We start from the raw sequence: 15,602 nt of genomic DNA on the forward strand, positions 1-15,602 counted from the left end.
TTTGTTTTTTTGGCGATTAACAAAAGAGAAAATCTACCATGTCTGCCTATTTTTTTGGGGATCCCTCAGCGCCGTCGTGGGAATGACAAGAGAGGACCTGCGGAATGACGACAGAACCACATCTTTTAGGCTGTATTACTGATATCTCTTGCTCGATTCTTGATGGTGTTGGCCGAGTGATACCAATCGGATTAAGAAATCGATCTATTTCATCTCAATACAAACATCGGACAAAGGGTCCGCTCCGGCGTGGGCTGTTGACCCGGTCTTATTACGGTTTACAGATACCGTCCATGGCGTCATTCCAGGCCTGCAAGCCATTCTCTGCCTTTATCTGCTCAATGCCCTTCAGGGTAAAGGTGCCTGGCGTGGCAATGGCGTTACCGATGTCGCCGTAGTCGAGCTCGGGACGGGATTCGGCGAGTTCGATGGCACTGCCGATTGAGTGCACCACCATGTCCCGCGCGGTTTGCTTGTCCATGCCCCTACTCACGCTCCAGTCGATCAGTTGCTGCACCAGAAAATAACTCCAGCCATGCAGGCAGCCATGAGCCAGCGCCACATCGAAGAGGGCTTCCGACTCCAGCACTATGACCTTGCCGATATTGCCAAGCAGTTGCTCGGCTGCCGCGTTGGCAGGGAACAGCGGCACCGGTCCGGCACAGACCTCGACACTGGCGGGAGGCAGAGAACGGGTCAGGGTGGCTTCTTTCAGTGCCGGATATTGCCGCAACTGCGCTAAGGTAACACCGGCGATCACCGAGATAACCAGCTGCCCCGGCTTGAATGTCAGCCCCTCCAGCAGGTCGCTCAACCTCTCCGGCCTTACCGCCAGCAGTATGATATCGCTGTTATCCACCACCTCTTGATTACTGCCGGCAACCAAGCACTGGCAGCGTTCGGCCAGCAACGCCGAGGCTTCGGCATTGCGCGGGCTCAGGGTGATCGGCCTTTTATCACCACTCTTGCGCAGACCGGTGACGGTGTAGGCGGCCAGATGACCGACCCCCAGAATTCCGAGTGTGTTGGTTGTCATGTTTCGCTTCCTATCGTTTTCAGGACATTTTAAACATCCGGTTATTAGCTATTTTTCCGTCTGCGACCTTGGCATGTCAATGGACCCACTCTGCCGACTCGCCGTAAAGCCGTCACCCTCGCTAAGAAACGTCACCCTCGCGAAGGCGGGGGTCCAGTGCGGACCTTCATACCACCACGGCAAGCCCCCCACAAACGGCCATAATCCAACCAAATTCATACGCCCGCCTCGCAAAGTGCTCTTTTCCGTTGCCTTTTCAGTCTCACACGACAAAAATGGACCCAAACAAGTAGGCCGGGCATGCGCTTAAGCCCCAGAACAGCGAAGGGCGGTAGCGTGGTCGAGGCAAATAAGCTGGTGGTTTACACAGTGTATTGGCGAGACTACTGGAACGGTGCGTACTATCAACAACGCATGCGCGTGTACAGCAGAGCAGGCTAAAAAACACTCATGATATGAAAAAGTTACGGGTAGGGAAGAGAAGATAGTGCGCAAGCTGTTGCTGATAACGCGCATGCGTGTTTTTGCTCACCACCACATACAGTAAATTACTGATAACTTTTTTATTATCAATATTTTGTAAACAAAAGAAAACTAGCTTGGTGGAAGAAATATGCGCATGCGCACTATTAAAATGTTAGCTCACCATAGTATATAAGGACGTTTAGTGGAAGATTCTATCACCAATGAAAAGGAAATTAATTTAGAGCCAAGTAGAAGCGATTATGTTGCATCCGCTGCAAAATCTGCTTTAGGTATGGTTCCATTTGCAGGTTCATTGTTATCTGAAATAGCTGGCTCTGTTATTCCAAACCAGCGAATAGAAAGGATAGTAAAATTTGCAGAATCTTTACAACGGAAACTAGAAATCCTAGAAGAGTCGGTTATAAGAAGTAACCTGACTAACGAAAATTTCACGGATTTGGTTGAAGAAAGTTTGATTCAAGCATCCAAATCTCTTTCAGATGATAGGCGAGACTATATATCTTCACTCGTGGTAAATAGCATTTCTTCAGGTGATATTGAGTATTTTGAGTCAAAACATTTACTGCGTATCTTAGGTGAAATAAATGATATTGAAGTAATTTGGTTAAGGGCTTACCTCGATCCTTGTTACGGTCGCGACGATGATTTCACCAAAAAACATGAACATATCCTCGAACCAATCGCTGCTCATATGGGGTCATCTCAAAGTGAATTTGATAAGTCAACACTTCAAAAAAGCTATAAAGAGCACCTGACGGCTCTAGGCTTATTGGAAAAAGAATATGATATGGATACTTCATCAAGAGGTGTAAAACTTAAGACTAAACAATTCAAAATAGCACCACTTGGTAGGCTTTTATTGCGAGAACTAGGCTTTAAAAGTGAGTTGTTGAGCTAACAAGCAATTCAAAAAGGACAAAAAACAGTTGGCTTTTGCTCCTTCGTCGCTTATTTTAGCCAACAATTTTTTGCTTGTTAATTGGGCGTTATATTCACTGGAGAGTATGTGCAATATTCTGATTGGCAGTATTTTTTTGGATTAAAAGTTTACAGAAAGGCTAGTAATTCCAGAAAATTTAAAATATGAATGGGTGCCAGTCACTGGCTACATGACTAAATTAGAAGCACGGCGAGATATTAGTTTTTATCTGATGGATTATTACAACTGGGGCAGACCACATCAATTCAATTATGGTATAGCATCTGCAAACGCTGAGAGTCTATCTAATTTACTGTCCGGAAATAGTTGACCACTACATGAGGTTTAGTGCGATAACTTGTAAGCCAAAATCAAAACTAAAAATAAGGGAATAGTAAGCATGGTCACACTGCCATCTTCTCTAACGATAGAGAAAATTGAGGATGTCATATCCAAAATATGTGAAGGACAAAGTAATAAAAAGTTAGCGCTGTCTATATCGTCAAAGGATCTTGCATTTGGAGGCTACGCTGCAGCAATTCAGGCTGTGAATACTTGGGCTAGTTTTAATGACAAACGAGAGCTGGTAATTAAAGCAAGTTCTGCTGAGCTTGAAGAACAATTAGAGAATATAGTTAAATCGCCACATAAGTTTACAGCAGCAATGATGGCTAAAACGGCAAATTTAAATATCGAATCTAATTTAGATGTGAGAAAAGCAGTAAACAGTTTAGCCAAAGTAGCAATAGAACATCAGCCTGAGCATTCTTATGGTCAACAGCACGGTCGCCTTTGCTGGTATTCCTTTGTTGACCATAGTACCAAGGGGTTTGATCGTAATTTCTATCTGTCTTCACCAACGCAACATGCTACCCCACAAAGCTTAGAGCAGATAACAAATATAATTAGCTCTATGGTGATAAAGTCCTCAATTGTTGCTGGTGGGGGCGTCCTTCCTAAAGCGGAGAATGTGAGTGAATTAGGCCGCATGTTTTATGAGTTATTTTTCAATACTCATGAACATGGTAGCCGAGATAAGAATAGAAATACTTGGCTAAAGCCAGCAACTAGGCTTATTTATACCTATGGCATTAATTTAACTGACGATGCAGTGTCTAACTCAATTAAAAATGACGAAGCCTTACAAGGCTATCTCGCTGCGTTAAAGAGTACTAATCGTTCAACTAATCGATTCATTGAAATAAGTATTGTTGATGCAGGGTTAGGCTATTGCGGTCGTTGGCTTGCAGATAATCCTAATGATGGGATTCTGGATCAAATCTCAACTTCAGAAGAGTATGAAATACTTAAAAAATGCTTTAAATTTAGAAGCACGTCCTCAAACAACTTAGTTAAAGGCAATGGTTTACCGGCAGTGATGGCAAATCTCACTCATTTAAACGGATTTATGAGGGTAAGGAGTAATAGGTTAGCTTTATATAGGGATTTTGTTGGGCAGCCTTTTGTTGAGCAAGTAAGTGATACCTATGAATTTATGGATTGGGATTCACAGAAACACTGCACTGAACATATAACTAAAAAAGCCAATGCCACGGGTGTATCTATTACCATTTTAATACCACTTACTGATAAAGATAAAGTAACGGAGAGTTCAAAATGAGCCGTTATTTTTCATTTAGATTTATAAAAAAAAGCCAAGAAACAAAGCAATCGTTAGTGTTATTTTGCCATTCCGACATTGAAGTATCATCGTTGATTAAAGAAATCAAAGAAGATGTGATGTTGAATTTAGTGCCAAGTGACGTTGTAGTTATTGGCTATGGAATAACTGATAGCGTAGCGGATGGAATTATTTCGAATTCGATGTTTGCTTCTGAATTTGAATCATTTGTGGGTGCTATTGAGGATAAGTTGGAATTCATCACTGTTGATAAAAATGGTGATATTACAACAGTAATAGAAGGCGGAGCTGTATTATTTAAAAGTGAAATGATGCTTGCTGGGGCCAATAAAATCTTTAAAAGTAGAAAAGGACTCATTACGTCTTCACCTAGTTATCACTTTGCCAAACCATCAGGGGACCATTGTGATAAGTTTATTAGAGCATCTAATTTATTTACATCAGGCGTAGAGGTCGCATTTTTAGCTATCTGCTTATTGCCACATTTAACTGATAATATAAAAAGAATATATGTTGACACCTCATCAATTTCATTCTTAATCAGCATCGCAGTACAGCTGTCAAAAAAATTTCAGCATCAGCAGCCTATAATAGAAAGCTTTGAATCATACTCAGTTTTTAAAGAGCCATTTGGCTTTGTTACTAGTCCAGACAGCTTGGTGATTATATCTGCGACTACTAGTGGTGGCTTAGTTAAAAGTCTCATTCGTGATACCGCATTCTCACCTGAAAACATTTTAACTTTATTTTTTCACATATACCTACTGACCAACGTGGGCTCTTTGATATATCGAATGTTGTGGAGTCAGGTATCACTTCAGTACCACAAGAGCATTGTAAATTTTGTCAACAGGGTTCAAAGGTTATTCAAATTGAAGGAGAACAGTTTTTACCTGAAACGCCTAAACATGAGTTATTGGTCATTAAAAAAGTCGATTTCGATTCTAAACGTCAAAATTTCTTTAAGGAATTCGCCGTTAAGGGACTTTTGAAGTTTGATACTTCACCAAGTGGTGATTGGGAGAAAGAACATTTTTATATTGATATAAACAAGTTGCTTGAACCTTGTCCTGCTTCTTTTAAAAGTACGCTTACAAAGAAGCTCAATAAGCATTTTTCTAGAGACATCCAAACCGTTATTTCATTGGATGATGAGGGCTCGTGGGCACTAACACAAATTATTCGTGCAGAAATTGATGATGAAACTATTAAGTGGGTTAAATTCTCTGATATTAGTGAAGAAGCTCTGAAGGATAGCCAGTCAGTATTTGTGGTGGCTGGTGCGATAACTTCAGGAAGAAAACTGCTTGCAACGGCAAGAAAACTTCGTGGAATTTTGAAGTCAGCTACAATCACTTACTTTGTAGGTTTCTCGAAATTACCGAACGAAGCATCGTTTGAGCAGCTTAAAACAGATTTATGTTTTGGCGGGTTCGAGCTTGTCGTCTTAAGGAGTTGCAACCTACCTAGATTTAGTGAAAAAAGTAAATCGGTATGGGATATAGAAAAAGAGAAACTTTCAGCCTTCAGTGAGATTGAAAATCCTTTATCTGACACCTCGGAGAAATTACCAAATCTACTGGCCGCTAGGGCTAAGACTCTTGAGGTGGCATCCTCTGATGATTTGTTTTTAACATCGGCGACAGGTCAACCATTGAAATTGAGGGAGACTTTTGCATTTTGGGGAGGGTTGCAACTAAGAACACAAGACTCAAGTCAAGCAGACGTGTATTGGACAATTCAAGCCATTTTGCATGATTTAAGGATGAGGAGTGACAGCGGCTTAGCGACGACTTACCATTCGACATTGATTAGTCCTGTCTGTTTTGATCGTTATAATGATGGCGTAATTCAAGCTTGTTTATTAAGAGCAGCAAAACCTATTGAGTTAAATTATGCTGTTGATGAGATTTACAGTCGTCAAATGACAGATATCATTATTTCAATTATTAAAAACTGGGATAACCCTCAAGGTGAAGCTTCCTTGGAGTTCCTTTTTGCATTATGGGCTGGTCAAATAAAACTGCTTGATGGTCACCTCAAGGAAATTACAGTGTTAGAAACGGATGGTATGCCAGATCATGTAATTTTTATGTTAAAAAAGTTAAACGACTAACCAGCCCCCCATATTAACACCCTCAGCTTAACAGGCCACCCATGTTAGTTGTTTGCTTGAAACTCATAACAAGGCCAATCACAAACGCCAGCAAGCTGGCTGGACTCGCTGACGCTCGCCTGTGTTGGCGGCGTTATTCCCCTACCCTACTCATTAAAAATACCTTTCCATCAACTGCATATTCCACCGGTTGACCTTGAAGTCAAAGTCGAACAGGTAACCGAATATCGGAATGCTGCCTATCCTTCCAACAACTCGTTCAGGCCCATGCGGGCCAGCAGGCCACTCTTTGGCATCAGATTTTTTGGGGATAACGGTGCACGAGGCCGGGTTTGGTGCTGTCTGCTCTGGATTCCCGCCTTCGCGAGAATGACGAGGGTGGTTCGCGAGAATGACGATGGGCAGTCCGCAGGTATAAGCGACGCCAACAGGCCACTCCCTGGCATCAGGGAGGGCAAAGGGATCTGCTCAGCCGACCATCCGCGCCACGGATGGCGCGGCTGAGCCCCCAGGGATGGGTTTACGGCGTGTCGGGGGAGCGGGCCCTTTGTCCGACCTTTGCAGAGATACCAAATTGGCTGTGTGAAAGTCGAGGTTTGGTGGTGGTTTTGGGTCGGCTTTTTTGGGATGACGGTGCTCGGGGCCAGGTTTGGTGCCGCCTGCCCTGGATTCCCGTCCCCGCCTTCGCGAGGATGACGTTCCTTCGCGAGAATGACGATAAAAAAACGCCGGCATTTGCCGGCGTTTTGCATTGTCTTCCCCAAGACAAACTTTATTCACCCTACTTGCGTAATACCCCCTCCTCTACCAGCAGATCAAAGATGGCCTTGGCGGCGGCCTGGGGATCATCGCGGATGATCTGGCCCTTGCCGCCCTGGGCCTTGGCGGTGGCCTGCTTGAAGCGGTCGGCGGCGGTCTTGGCGGTCGAAACCTTGAGTCGCTTGGGCCGGGACTTGGCTGCCGACAGGGTCCACTCGGCCCGCGCCAGGTCGGCTTCGGTGGCCGGGGTCAACCGCGCTATGTTACCGCGCCGGGCCCTGGCAAAGGCAATCTGCCGGGGCTCGGCGGCGGCGCTTTCCACACTGGCGACGAAGGGCAGCTTGACTCTGATGCGCCGGCGCTGCCCTCTCGGCAGGGCCTGCAGCAAGCTGGCTTCGTCGTTCTCGATTGACTCAATGGCCGCAATGCCGGTGACCAGCGGCCAGCCCATGCGTTCGGCCAGCAGGTAAGGCAACAGGCCGGAGCCTTCGCCGCACTCGGCCCGTACCCCGGTCAGCAGGATATCCGGCTGCTGCCCGTTCAGGTAAGGGTAAAGCACCGCCAGGGCATCGTCTTCCGCCGTCTGCTTCAGCACCGTCAGGCCATCGATGCCCATGCCGAGGTAATCTCGCAGGGCATGCTGCTCGGGATCCCCGGCGTGAATGGCGCTCACCTTGCCGTTCAGTGACTGAGGCAGGGAAAGAGCCAGCTCCAGGGCGCAGGCATCCTGATGGGCGCGCCGCGCCCGCCCGGATACCGGATGCTGGCCCTCGGAGACCAGCACGGCAATATTCAGGGTATCAGGCTGCATTACTCACCTCCTGTGCGGATTTGGCCTCGACCAGTTTCATCAGCTCGGCAATAATCTCGCTGCTGTCGCCGATGGTGGTCAGGCTGGCCCGTTTGACCATGTCACAGTCGGCATCCTGGTTGATGGCGACCACCTTTTCACATTTGCCGATGCCCTGCAGATGTTGCACGGCGCCGGAAATGCCCACCGCAATATAGACCCGGGCGCTGACCCAGGTACCGGTAGCCCCCACCTGACGGTTGCGGGGCATAAAGCCGTCGTCCACCGCCACCCGGCTGGCCCCTTCCGAGGCGCCGAGCAGGGTCGCGGCCTGATGGAACTGGGGCCAGTCGTGCACACCGTTGCCGCCCGACAGGATAAACTCGGCCTCGGCCAGGGGTATTTCGGCGGGATCCACCGCCACCTGACCCAGGTCTTCGAGTCGGGAGCTGATGGGCGCCGACAGTTCCAGCTTCTGTTCCGGTTCGAGCGGGCCGGCCTCGTAGCGGTACTCGCCGCACGGCAGGGCGCATTCTTCCAGCAGCAGCATAACCCGGGACCAGGGCCGGCGGATATCCCGCTTGCCGGCGCCGTTTCTGGCCAGCAGGGTGTCGGCTTCCAGCTTCCATACGCCGGTAGCCGGCCGCTCGCCCAGAACCACGCCCAGACGACGACCCAGCTCGGCGGACTCGCCGCTGTCGGGCAGCAACCAGTACAGCGGCTTCAGGTTGTTTTCTACCTGAGCGCACAGCTGGCTCCAGGCCTCGGGCTGATAACCGTCGTACTCGGGCCCCTGTACCTGCAGCAACCGATCGATTCCGGCCCCTTCCACGCTTTCCTTCAGTTCGCCACAGAGTACCCCCAGCACCGCAGTGGTCTGTTTCCGGGCTACCGCCAGCTGCTGGGCCTGGCCCAGCACGTCCTTGCAGTGACTGGTGAGGCGACCGCCGCTGGTCTGCAGCCAGACCGCAATCCAGGCCTGGGGATTCACTACCTGATGCAGCGGCAACACCACCTGCTCGTTGCGTTTCTTCGATGACAGCTGGGTCACCCCGGCCGCTCCGCTCATGTTCAACCGGTCCAGCCGACGCAGGCCGCTGGGACCATATTGCCACTGGGGCCTGGGGTTCTTGCGCAGCAGGCCGGTCGGGCCGCGGGTCGGCTGGCCATTCAGCTCGGCATTCAGCTCATCATGACGAGGGTGAAGCCGGTTGCGCAGTATCCACGACCGGCGCGGATCACGACGATTCAGTTCAGACATGAGCCACTTCCTCCTTTGGCTGTTGCTGCACCCCTGGTGAGGCAGCGGGCTGCGAGCCGGGCACGATCAGCGCCTCCAGCAGCAGCTCGGCAATATCCTTCACCTCCGGACGCGGCTCCACCACCCCTTCCAGCATCTGGGTACATTGCGGGCAGGCCACCGCCATCACCTCGGCGTTCACCGCCCTGGCGTCGTCCATGCGCATGTCGGCGATACGGCGTTCGCCCGGTATATCGGTGATCGGTGCACCGCCGCCGCCGCCGCAACAGCGGGAGCGGAAGCCGCTGCGTTCCATCTCGGTGCGTTCAAACCCGAGCTGATCGATCAGGTAACGGGGCGCGTCATACACGCCGTTGTACCGGCCCAGATAGCAGGGGTCATGATAGGTCATGCGCCCGTTGCCGTTGGCATTGAACTGCAGCAGCCCCTGCTGATGCAATTCGGCCAGCAGCTCGGTGTGGTGCACCACCTTGTAGTCTCCGCCCAACTCCGCATATTCGGTACCCAGACACTGCAAGGCATGGGGATCGGCGGTAACGATACGGTTGAACTGGTACTTGCCCAGGGTGTTGATATTGGTTTTGGCCAGACGCTGGAAGGTGGCTTCATCGCCCAGCCGGCGGGCCAGATCACCCGAGTCCAGCTCCTCGTCACCGAGGAAGGCAACGTTCACCTTCGCCGCCTTGAGCAGCTTGACCAGGGCACGCAAAGTGCGCTGGTTGCGCATGTCGAAGGCGCCGTCACCCACCCAGAACAGAATATCGGTCTCTCTGGTCTGCTTGAGCAGGGGAATCGACAGGTCCGCCGCCCAGTGGCTGCGGCTGGCCGGCGACAGGCCGCCCGGGTTGTCGGTGGCGATCAGGTTTTCCAGCACCTCCTGGCCCTTGCCCGGGGTTTCACCGCGCTCCAGGGTCAGGTAACGGCGCATGTCCACCACCGCATCCACGTGCTCGATCATCATGGGGCATTCTTCCACGCAGGCCCGGCAGGTGGTGCAGGACCACAGGGTCTGACTGTCCAGCATGCTTTCCACTATCGGCTTGTCGGGGCAACCGGTGCGGGCGGCGCTTTCCTGACCCGGGTGGCCGCTGCCGTGATAGGTCACTTCCTCCTGAGCGGCCATGGAGATCACCATGTCCTGGATCAGCTTCTTCGGGTTGAGCGGCTGCCCGGCGGCAAAGGCGGGACACTTGCTCTCGCAACGACCACACTGCACGCAGGCGTCGAAGCTCAGCAGCTGGTTCCACTTGAAATCGGTCACCTTCTCCACGCCCAGCTTGTCGGCGTTCAGATCCAGCGCCTTGAGGCCGGTGTCGCGACCGCCGTCGAAGCGGGCCGGACGAGGGTGAAACGCCAGATGCAGGGCGCCGGCGAAGGCGTGCTTCATGGGGCCGCCCCAGGTCATGCCGAACACCATTTCGCCCAGGCCCCAGACACAGAGGCCAAGCAACAGCAGGGCCAGCAGGCCGCTGCCGGTTCCTTCGGGCAATATGCCCGCCGCCGGCAGGGTCGCCAGGAAGAAGCCGACCGAAAAGGCCATCAGGCTCTTGGGCAGGCGCTGCCAGGGCCCTCTGGACAGGCGGGAATGGGGCAGCTCGGCGGCCGGTTTGCGACGGCGCAGCCACACAAAAAACGCGCCTGTCATCATCAGCAGGCTGGCCGCCAGCAGCGGCCAGGTCAGCCAGGCGGTCTTCAAACCAACACCATGTACCAGCACCACCAGCACCAGCGCCAGCACAAAGCCGCCGCCGGTGGCCACATGGGTGTTGGACATGTACTTGTCACGGGCCACCACATGGTGCAGGTCAACCAGATAGCGCCTCGGCATGGCGGCCAGACCCTGCCAGAACGAAACCGGGCTGGGCTGTCCCTGGCGCCACAGACGTACCCGCCGCAGTGCCCCGGCGAGGCCTAAGGCAAAGACGAGCAATAACAGATAGGGGATCACAGGCTCAAACATAGGGGCTTACCTCATGGCGCCGGAGCAGGCTCCGGCGCCTTCAGATCAGAAGTCCTTGCACAGGCGCAGGGCGTCATAGATGGCGGCATGGGTGTTGCGCTGAGACACGCAGTCACCGATACGGAACAGCAGATACCCCTGCCCCTCGTGAGACAGGCTAGGCTGAGGCTGGGCCGCGTACAGGGCTTCCAGATCGATCTGGCCCTTGTTGACGGAATCGGCCTTCAGCTCGTAGTAGAGCCGCTCGTCGGGACGAACACCGTTCTCCACCACGATTTGATCCACCACCCGCTCTTCCTTCTGGCCGGTGTACTCGTTTTCGAGTACCGCTACCAGCTTGTCCCCTTCCCGGTACACATTGTGCAGCGCCATGTCGGAAGACATGATCACCTCGCGCTCGTACAGGGAACGGTAATAAGTGGGGAAGGTGGTACCGCCGATGGCCGCACCCGGCTTGATGTCGTCGGTGAGCATTTCCACCAGGCTGCCCTTGGACGCCAGATAGTCGGCCGCCGACATGCCGCTGAATTCACAGATGGTGTCGTAGACCAGCACATTCTTGCCCGGCTCCACCTTGCCCGACAGAATATCCCAGCTGCTGACCACCAGACCTTCTTCTGCGCCCCACTCCGGGTACTGGTCGATGAAGGGGGTACCGCCCACCGCCAGGATCACCACGTCCGGATTTTCCGCCATCATGGCCGGCATATCGGCCGCGGTATTCAGGCGCAGATCCACCTTCAGCCGCGCCAGCTCCAGGGCAAACCAGCGGGTGATGCCGGCAATCTGATCGCGCTGGGGGGCTTTCGCCGCCAGGGTGATCTGTCCGCCCAGCTCGGGCGCCTTCTCGAATAGCACCACCTCATGGCCGCGCTCGGCACTGACCCGGGCCGCCTCCATGCCGGCGGGACCACCACCGACCACCACCACCTTGCGTTTGGGGCCGGTGGTGGGCTCGATAATGTGCGGCATGGTGGACTCGCGCGACATCGCCGCGTTCTGGATGCAGAGCACATCCAGCCCCTGGTACTGACGGTCGATACAGTAGTTGGCGCCCACGCACTGGCGAATTTGATCGACCTGGTCCAGCTTGACCTTGGCAATCAGGTGCGGGTCGGCCATGTACGCCCGGGTCATGCCCACGAAGTCGACATAGCCGCCTTCGATAATACGCTGCGCCTGGGTGGGATCCTTGATGTTCTGGGCATGGATCACCGGCACCGTCACCACTTCCTTGATGCCCGCCGCCAGGTGCAGGAAAGGCTCGGGCGGATAGCTCATGTTCGGGATGACGTTGGCCAGGGTGTTGTGGGTATCGCAGCCGGAACCGATCACGCCGAAGAAGTCGAGCAGGCCGGTATCGTCGTAATACTTGGCAATCTGCTTCATGTCGTCGTGGCTGAGGCCGTCCGGGTGAAACTCGTCACCACAGATGCGCATGCCCACGGCAAAGTCGCGACCCACCTCGGCACGCACCGCCTTGATCACTTCCAGGCCGAAGCGCATGCGATTTTCGAAGCTGCCACCCCACTCGTCGGTGCGCTTGTTGACCCGCGGGCTCCAGAACTGATCGATCAGGTGCTGGTGCACGGCGGAAATTTCAACGCCGTCCAGCCCGCCTTCCTTGGCGCGACGGGCGGCCTGGGCGTAATCGCCGATGATACGCTGGATATCTTCCGGCTCTATGGTCTTGCAGGTGGCGCGGTGCACCGGCTCGCGGATGCCAGAAGGCGACAGCAGGGTGCTCCAGTTATAACCGTCCCAGCGGGAACGTCGGCCCATGTGGGTGATCTGAATCATGATCTTGGCGCCATGCCTGTGCATGGCCTCAGACAAATTCTTGAAATAGGGGATGATGCTATCGGTGGTCAGGTTGACCGAACTCCACCATTCCTGCGGGCTGTCGATGGACACCACGCTGGAGCCGCCGCAGATGGCCAGGCCCAGGCCGCCCTTGGCCTTTTCTTCGTAATATTTGACGTAACGTTCTGTGGTCATGCCGCCGTCGGTGGCATGCACCTCGGCATGGGCCGTACTCACTACCCGGTTACGGATGGTGAGTTTGTTGATATTCATGGGTTGAAGCAAGGCGTCGAACTGTCCCATCCTGGATCCCTCTGCTGACTTGTCTGGCGGCCGGCAACCGGCCCGCCGATAACTACTATCCTGTCGCGATGACCACGCAGGCGGTGGAAGGTGATGACTAAGCCGACCCTCTGCGCCAGGGATGGCGCAGTGGAGCCCCCATGGACGGGTTTACGGCGTGTCGGCGTGTCACACCTTCTACCGCCAAGCGCAGGCGGCGCACCTTAAATCGGGCTGACCTCGAACAGGCCGTAATCACAGCCGGTCTGGGCGCCACTCTGGGTCTGGCGGGCGACGGTGCGCACCGACAACCCCTGGCTTTCGGCAATCTGGTCCACGGCACCGGCAAACCAACCGGTAAACATGTAATCCACCATGCGATCCACCTTGCCGTACTGGTAGACGAAGGCGGAATGATCCAGCCGTACCCGGGCGGTGCCCGCGGCAATATCCAGGTTTTCGATGGAAAACAGCCCCCAGCCACGCTGAGACAGGCGCTTCATGTAATGCTCGAATACCGCATCACCGCTGAGCCCGTGACACTCGGCCTCTTTCTCGCACCAGTGCCAGGCAGACTTGTAACCGGCCTTGTACAGAATTTCGGCGTAACGTTCCGGGCCCAGCTCTTCTTCAATCGCCATGTGGTTGTTGACGAAGAAGTGACGCGGCACATACAGCATGGGCAGCGCGTCCGTGGTCCAGACGCCGGTCTCACTGTTCACTTCAATCGGCATTTCGGGTGCATGTACTGACATTGTGATTCTCCTTGCTTCCTTGTTATGGCTTATGCGCCCCAGACGTCTTTCAGCACACGCATCCAGTTGCCGCCCATGACTTTCTCTACCTGACGCGGAGAGAAACCATGACGCAGCAGGGCTTCGGTCAGATTGGGGAATTCACCTATGGTACGAATACCCTCGGGGTTGATGATGTCGCCGAAGCGGGTCAGACGGCGGGCATAGCCCTTGTCGTGGGTCAGCCATTCGAAGAAGTTCTGATCGTGACCCTGGGTAAAGTCGGTACCGATACCGATGGCATCTTCCCCGACCCGCTCCATCACATAGGCGATGGCCTCGACATAGTCGTCGATGGTGGAGTTGATGCCGTTCTTCAGGAAGGGGGCAAACATGGTGACACCGACGAAGCCGCCGTGATCGGCGATGAAGCGCAGCTCTTCGTCGGACTTGTTGCGCGGGTGGTCCTTCAGGCCGGCCGGCAGACAGTGGGAATAACACACCGGCTTCTTGGACTCGAGAATCACTTCCTTGGAAGTCTGGGCACCCACGTGGGACAGGTCGCACATGATGCCGACCCGGTTCATTTCGGCCACCACTTCACGGCCAAAGCCGGACAGGCCGCCGTCACGTTCGTAACAGCCGGTGCCCACCAGGTTCTGGGTGTTGTAGGCCATCTGCACTATGCCCACACCCAGCTGCTTGAAGATTTCCACATAACCCAGCTGGTCTTCGAAGGCATGGGCATTCTGGAAACCGAGGATCACGCCGGTACGGCCCTCTTCCTTGGCTTTGAGAATATCGGCGGTGGTGCGCACCGGACGGATCAGGTCGGCATGCTCCTGGAAATGACGGTTGAAGGCGGCGATGTTGTTAACGGTGCCCTGAAAGCCTTCCCATACCGACACGGTACAGTTGGCCGCGGTGAGCCCGCCACGACGCATGTCTTCAAACAGTTCCCGCCCCCAGTTGGCGATGATCAGGCCGTCGATCACGACCGCCTGGTTATGTAGTTCAGCTGCATTTTGCATGGCCAGACCTTCCTTGAGTAAATGTGGCTGGTGGCATGGAGACCACCGGATTCAAGGGCAGTCTAGCCCGCGGCTCTGTGTGTACACTGGCTGAAAACGACGACCACATAGCCAAAAACGTCACTGCAGTGACGACACTGTCACCCCTGCCACGAAAGTACGTCACTCCACGCTTTTTTCGTCACTCCCGCACTTCTTTTCGTCACTCCCGCGAAGGCGGGAGTCCATGCGCCCCAGCAGACCGGGCACCGTGGTCAGGCCGATGCTCCCAGCCCTGGATGCCCGCCTTCGCGAGCATGACAAGAAAAACAGGCATAACGAGGGTGAAAGGGTGAAAAGGAACCTTGAAGAAAAACATATTGGGAGCGAGATCCATGAACGCCGGTTGCTTGTCATTTTATCGCTAAGCTTGGAAGTACCGTTTTCAGAATGGTTATCACCATGTCCAAACAGCCCGCCGTCTACATGCTGACCAATAATAGAAACGGCACCCTGTATATTGGCGTGACCAGCAATCTGGTACAGCGTATATGGCAACACAAGCAGGAAGAAGTAGCCGGGTTTAGCGCCCGCTACGCATTACATATATTGGTGTACTTCGAACTTCATGCGGATATGTACACAGCGATTAGCCGCGAGAAACAACTCAAGAAATGGAACCGCGCCTGGAAGCTAAGGTTGATTGAAGAACACAACCCTGACTGGCGGGATCTGTGGCCCGACATCATTTAAGGCGGGAGTCCATGCGCCCCAGCAGACCGGACACCGTGGTCAGGCCGATGC

The 15,602-nt window shown here is 53.4% G+C and carries 12 protein-coding genes and 1 pseudogene; 6 read left to right on the forward strand and 7 right to left on the reverse strand.

Annotated elements, in window-relative coordinates:
- Window positions 1-271: 271 nt before the first annotated feature.
- Window positions 272-1,036 carry an NAD(P)-binding domain-containing protein gene (locus ABD827_RS05305; protein WP_344963039.1) on the reverse strand — a complete coding sequence of 255 codons (765 nt, stop codon included), beginning with the start codon at window positions 1,034-1,036 and terminating at the stop codon, window positions 272-274.
- A 667-nt stretch (window positions 1,037-1,703) separates the two neighbouring features.
- Here ABD827_RS05305 and ABD827_RS05310 point away from each other — a divergent pair.
- The 5 genes and pseudogenes from ABD827_RS05310 to ABD827_RS05330 all read left to right on the forward strand — a co-directional run bounded on the left by ABD827_RS05310 (window position 1,704) and on the right by ABD827_RS05330 (window position 6,199).
- On the forward strand, window positions 1,704-2,420 hold the full coding sequence (locus ABD827_RS05310; RefSeq protein ID WP_344963041.1) for a hypothetical protein: 717 nt from the start codon (window positions 1,704-1,706) through the stop codon (window positions 2,418-2,420).
- A 175-nt stretch (window positions 2,421-2,595) separates the two neighbouring features.
- Window positions 2,596-2,772 (forward strand): annotated as a pseudogene (locus tag ABD827_RS05315) (IS3 family transposase); the annotation flags it as partial.
- Window positions 2,773-2,841: 69 nt separating this feature from the next.
- Window positions 2,842-4,062: a hypothetical protein gene (locus tag ABD827_RS05320; RefSeq protein ID WP_344963043.1), complete on the forward strand. Its 1,221-nt coding sequence runs from the start codon at window positions 2,842-2,844 to the stop codon at window positions 4,060-4,062.
- Window positions 4,059-5,075 (forward strand): hypothetical protein, encoded by a 1,017-nt coding sequence (locus ABD827_RS05325; RefSeq protein ID WP_344963045.1) that lies wholly within the window; start codon window positions 4,059-4,061, stop codon window positions 5,073-5,075. Before ABD827_RS05320 ends, ABD827_RS05325 begins: the two co-directional genes overlap by 4 nt.
- Window positions 5,072-6,199 carry a hypothetical protein gene (locus ABD827_RS05330; protein ID WP_344963047.1) on the forward strand — a complete coding sequence of 376 codons (1,128 nt, stop codon included), beginning with the start codon at window positions 5,072-5,074 and terminating at the stop codon, window positions 6,197-6,199. The genes ABD827_RS05325 and ABD827_RS05330 overlap by 4 nt, the downstream gene beginning before the upstream one ends.
- A 781-nt stretch (window positions 6,200-6,980) precedes the next feature.
- On the opposite strand, the gene etfB is transcribed toward ABD827_RS05330, so the two are convergent.
- From etfB to ABD827_RS05360, 6 genes are all read right to left on the reverse strand, one after another.
- Window positions 6,981-7,769, reverse strand: coding sequence for an electron transfer flavoprotein subunit beta (gene etfB, locus ABD827_RS05335; protein WP_344963049.1), 789 nt, complete (start codon window positions 7,767-7,769; stop codon window positions 6,981-6,983).
- Complete coding sequence (gene etfA / locus ABD827_RS05340) at window positions 7,759-9,009, reverse strand: electron transfer flavoprotein subunit alpha (protein WP_344963051.1); 1,251 nt, start codon at window positions 9,007-9,009, stop codon at window positions 7,759-7,761. The genes etfB and etfA overlap by 11 nt, the downstream gene beginning before the upstream one ends.
- Window positions 9,002-10,969, reverse strand: coding sequence for a (Fe-S)-binding protein (locus ABD827_RS05345; protein ID WP_344963053.1), 1,968 nt, complete (start codon window positions 10,967-10,969; stop codon window positions 9,002-9,004). Before ABD827_RS05345 ends, etfA begins: the two co-directional genes overlap by 8 nt.
- A gap of 45 nt (window positions 10,970-11,014) precedes the next feature.
- Window positions 11,015-13,075: a dimethylglycine demethylation protein DgcA gene (gene dgcA, locus ABD827_RS05350; protein WP_344963055.1), complete on the reverse strand. Its 2,061-nt coding sequence runs from the start codon at window positions 13,073-13,075 to the stop codon at window positions 11,015-11,017.
- A gap of 203 nt (window positions 13,076-13,278) precedes the next feature.
- A complete protein-coding gene (locus ABD827_RS05355; RefSeq protein WP_344963057.1) occupies window positions 13,279-13,809 on the reverse strand; it encodes a DUF5943 domain-containing protein in 531 nt (176 codons plus the stop codon).
- Between the two features lie 29 nt (window positions 13,810-13,838).
- Window positions 13,839-14,819 (reverse strand): dipeptidase, encoded by a 981-nt coding sequence (locus ABD827_RS05360; protein WP_344963059.1) that lies wholly within the window; start codon window positions 14,817-14,819, stop codon window positions 13,839-13,841.
- A gap of 441 nt (window positions 14,820-15,260) precedes the next feature.
- On the opposite strand from ABD827_RS05360, the gene ABD827_RS05365 reads away from it, so the two are divergent.
- The gene (locus ABD827_RS05365; protein ID WP_239552696.1) at window positions 15,261-15,551 is read left to right on the forward strand and encodes a GIY-YIG nuclease family protein; all 291 of its coding nucleotides are present in this window, start codon (window positions 15,261-15,263) and stop codon (window positions 15,549-15,551) included.
- The last annotated feature ends 51 nt before the right edge of the window (window positions 15,552-15,602 follow it).

This window comes from Oceanisphaera sediminis, from assembly GCF_039539745.1.
Lineage (GTDB): Bacteria > Pseudomonadota > Gammaproteobacteria > Enterobacterales > Aeromonadaceae > Oceanimonas > Oceanimonas sediminis.

Coding starts and splice junctions, on each gene's coding strand:
- ABD827_RS05305 (WP_344963039.1), bottom strand. CDS start 1,036: ATGACAACCAACACACTCGGAATTCTGGGGGTCGGTCATCTGGCCGCC.
- ABD827_RS05320 (WP_344963043.1), top strand. CDS start 2,842: ATGGTCACACTGCCATCTTCTCTAACGATAGAGAAAATTGAGGATGTC.
- ABD827_RS05325 (WP_344963045.1), top strand. CDS start 4,059: ATGAGCCGTTATTTTTCATTTAGATTTATAAAAAAAAGCCAAGAAACA.
- etfB (WP_344963049.1), bottom strand. CDS start 7,769: ATGCAGCCTGATACCCTGAATATTGCCGTGCTGGTCTCCGAGGGCCAG.
- etfA (WP_344963051.1), bottom strand. CDS start 9,009: ATGTCTGAACTGAATCGTCGTGATCCGCGCCGGTCGTGGATACTGCGC.
- ABD827_RS05345 (WP_344963053.1), bottom strand. CDS start 10,969: ATGTTTGAGCCTGTGATCCCCTATCTGTTATTGCTCGTCTTTGCCTTA.
- dgcA (WP_344963055.1), bottom strand. CDS start 13,075: ATGGGACAGTTCGACGCCTTGCTTCAACCCATGAATATCAACAAACTC.
- ABD827_RS05355 (WP_344963057.1), bottom strand. CDS start 13,809: ATGTCAGTACATGCACCCGAAATGCCGATTGAAGTGAACAGTGAGACC.
- ABD827_RS05360 (WP_344963059.1), bottom strand. CDS start 14,819: ATGCAAAATGCAGCTGAACTACATAACCAGGCGGTCGTGATCGACGGC.
- ABD827_RS05365 (WP_239552696.1), top strand. CDS start 15,261: ATGTCCAAACAGCCCGCCGTCTACATGCTGACCAATAATAGAAACGGC.